The sequence below is a fragment of the Mesorhizobium sp. M4A.F.Ca.ET.050.02.1.1 genome (assembly GCF_003997725.1).
Classification (GTDB): domain Bacteria; phylum Pseudomonadota; class Alphaproteobacteria; order Rhizobiales; family Rhizobiaceae; genus Mesorhizobium.
Map to the genome: position 1 here is coordinate 1 of NZ_RZSG01000760.1, position 2,881 is coordinate 2,881.

Annotated in this window: 4 protein-coding genes; 2 read left to right on the forward strand and 2 right to left on the reverse strand. The window is 54.8% G+C overall.

Features of this window, described 5'->3' with window-relative positions:
• Together EOA33_RS38755 and EOA33_RS30680 are read left to right on the forward strand one after the other, a co-directional pair.
• A partial coding sequence (locus EOA33_RS38755) for a hypothetical protein (protein ID WP_210212630.1) occupies nucleotides 1-210 on the forward strand: 210 nt, incomplete at its 5' end.
• A 46-nt stretch (nucleotides 211-256) separates the two neighbouring features.
• The gene (locus EOA33_RS30680; RefSeq protein ID WP_127407355.1) at nucleotides 257-556 is read left to right on the forward strand and encodes a hypothetical protein; all 300 of its coding nucleotides are present in this window, start codon (nucleotides 257-259) and stop codon (nucleotides 554-556) included.
• A gap of 142 nt (nucleotides 557-698) precedes the next feature.
• Here EOA33_RS30680 and EOA33_RS39920 read toward each other — a convergent pair whose 3' ends face one another.
• Both EOA33_RS39920 and EOA33_RS30690 read right to left on the reverse strand, forming a co-directional pair.
• A complete protein-coding gene (locus tag EOA33_RS39920) occupies nucleotides 699-986 on the reverse strand; it encodes a hypothetical protein (RefSeq protein ID WP_210212631.1) in 288 nt (95 codons plus the stop codon).
• A gap of 502 nt (nucleotides 987-1,488) precedes the next feature.
• Nucleotides 1,489-1,971: a hypothetical protein gene (locus EOA33_RS30690; protein ID WP_127407356.1), complete on the reverse strand. Its 483-nt coding sequence runs from the start codon at nucleotides 1,969-1,971 to the stop codon at nucleotides 1,489-1,491.
• Between the last annotated feature and the right edge of the window lie 910 nt (nucleotides 1,972-2,881).

The following is a 2,881-nucleotide window of genomic DNA, read 5'->3' on the forward strand; positions in this document are numbered from 1 at the left end:
CGCCTGAAGATATTGATGGTCCCACCAGGATACATGGCGCTCGTCGATCGCTTCTGCTTCGGCGACATCGACCGGCTGTTTCGTGAAGACGAAGAAGATGAGGAGTTCGAGGACGATGGGCCGTTGCGCGCCTTCGAACCTGAGCGCTTCAGCCGGCGCGAGGTGAATGCGACTCTGAAGCTCGAATTTTCAGAGCTTGCCAGGGGCTGACCGCAACAGGTCGACATGCTTCCCTCTCCCGCGACCAAGGAGGGATGTGGATGCGGTTTGCCATTCACTCGTGATCGGCGGCGGCGACGCAGCAGACGAAACGCAAGAGATCATCAGCTTCGACCGAACAGACACGCTGTCGATCGATGAGCTCGGCCTGACGCTTGAAGAAGCGAAGTCAGCCCTCGTTGCGCTCCAGATCGCGATTACCGATGCGCAGGTCGACGATCTTTTCGAGCCGATCGGCGCTGGCGACGTGCGGCTGCACGGAAAACTGGGGTCTGAACAAGATGTGGTGGTTGGCGCCCATCTTGTTCCGACCCTAGATCCGACCAAGACAGACTAAACCCCCGTCGCGCTCGGACTCGGCACGAACGCCTGTCAACTTGATGCTGTCGAAGCTAAGGCTCTTGACGCGCGGCGGCGTGGTCTGCGCGCGAACGCCATACTTGAGCAGCACGCTTCGAACATCCGACTCTGGACTGGTGCTATCCTCGGCGATGGCCTCGGATAGTAGGTATGAAATCGCCCTGGCTGGTGTTTCCGTACTGCGGGTGCTCGTACTGCCAATCCTTCAGGGCAGAACCGCTCTTGCTGCTGGCAACCCGCATGACCAACGCCAGCCGGTCGCGATACCACGCTAACTCCGGGTGATCCTGAACGCACTTTTCCAGGAACGAGATTGCCTTTGATGATATGAGGTATTCGTACCGTCGAATCTTACCGTCATCACCAGCGAGTTGCATGGATCTTGCTAAGCCGTAGTAACTCAGCATGGCAAGCGCATCCTCGATATTCTGGTAGGCACCGTGCCGCCAGCAGACCATCCGCACCAGTCTGACAGAAGGCTCGTCGTCGAGGAAGATGCGCTGAACCGCCTCTAGTAGCTCCGGCTCGCGGATTTCCTTGGATAGAGATCTAGCAGGGCGTCACCCAAATAATCAGGATAACGGACAAGGAAGTCCAGGGCCATCAAGCGCTTCTCGGCTCGAAAGACCTTACGACCTCTTCTCTGGGCTTGTCGGCGCCTTCGCTGCCCGCAACCAAGATGAAAAGAGCCGGAGTGCGTCGCGATGTCTACAGCTCGGCTCCATCGATGTCCGGAAAGGCGTCCCAACTTCACCCTCTGGCCCCGTCCCTTCGGCCAAAACATCCATGTTAGCAGTGCCCCCAAGGAATTATGATATAAAAAATAGTTCAATTCCGCGTGTCTAGTCCGACACTACTTCGGTGTATTCTGACGTATGTGGGAAATGGTGAAAAGAGGCCCATCGGCTATCATGCCGGTTCGACTTCGGTTCTTTCAGACATCTCGATTTGCGCTTCGTTTTTCTCCCGCGCAGTTTTGGTGGCAAGGTACTTCTCCAATTCTGCAGCGTGGGTTTCGCAGCCTTTTGCCTGCTTCCGAAGAACCGAGACGTGATCAGAAAGTTCTTGCGTTGTGCAGAGACCTATTGGAACCAGGGACCGTTCACCGTTCCGGAGCACGGGATACGATTTGACTAGGCGAGTATGGCCAGGAAGGACCATCTGAGGGGACGCAGGATCGTCGCTCATCCCCACGCGCTTCAACATACGTGTGACGACACCCACAAGTTCCTTCCTAGCGAACGCTCTATAAAAATCGGCATTCGGGCCTGTCAGAGGTCTGGTTTGAAATATCTCCTCAACGATTTCGCTCGGTTGTGCGATCTGGCCAGCCTCCATCCGCTGCCCGATAAGTTTATGAAGCTCCGACAGAAGAGCAGAGTCTTTGGCCATGACCTTTATCCCATCGACCGTTAAGTAGAGAACCCGGCAATCCAAACGGCAGTCGACGCTTTTTCTGGACCGAAGAATCCGAACGAGAGTTGAATGACGCCGTAAGTTAGTTGGGCATCATCCACCGATTCGAAGCTTTGTCAAAGCTGTTGTTCTGACTTTGTTCGCGTTCTCAGGTGAAAGTTGGCGGCGGAACCTCTTCCTGATGCCGGCAGAATGCCCGTCGAAGCATATCTGCAGACCACCGACTATGCTCTGCCGCTGTGGCGTCCAGAATTATCTGTCGCAGTCCGGAATTAAGTCAGGGCGTCGCTGTCGCGCGCAATTGCCTACGCTGAGATTCTGACGCCATCTGTCTCAAGGGATTGTGGGGGAGTACAGAGCTTCGATAGGGCTGCTGCTTCGGTTTGCCAATCCTGGGTTTTTGGTTAACCAATCCGTTGCCGACCGCAAGCTGGTTGACCAATAAAGGCGCTTAAATTCCGCGCTAATCCAACACTTAGCCAATCCAGAATTGGCTGTGATTGAGGCCATTGGTAAACCCGGTCTTTGGATCGGGAACCCCTATCCTCGACCTGAAAACTATCTTGTTTTCAATCGTATAGGCGGAACACCCGCCGCCCATAATTTCGGACTGGTAACCCCATGAAATGCCAAATAATTCTGGACATCATATCGACAATGCCTTTTATGCGACTTTCGAAGCACAAAAGGCGAACATAGACCGGCACGTTGCGTAGCTGTTCGAGGTCAATAGCTCTGGCTCTTCGGCTCCGGCAGACATTATGAATGGGTGGAAAGGGGCCGTAAGCTGACCGTCTGCAAATGCAGAAAGCCACCGAGCAAGTTGCAGGCTATCGGCTTGCGAATACGACGTCTTGCGGGCGTAATCAATAGCATTGGCCACACG

Excerpts from the sequence above, each read along its gene's own strand:
- EOA33_RS39920 (WP_210212631.1), bottom strand. The coding sequence starts at position 986 with ATGCTGAGTTACTACGGCTTAGCAAGATCCATGCAACTCGCTGGTGAT.
- EOA33_RS30690 (WP_127407356.1), bottom strand. The coding sequence starts at position 1,971 with ATGGCCAAAGACTCTGCTCTTCTGTCGGAGCTTCATAAACTTATCGGG.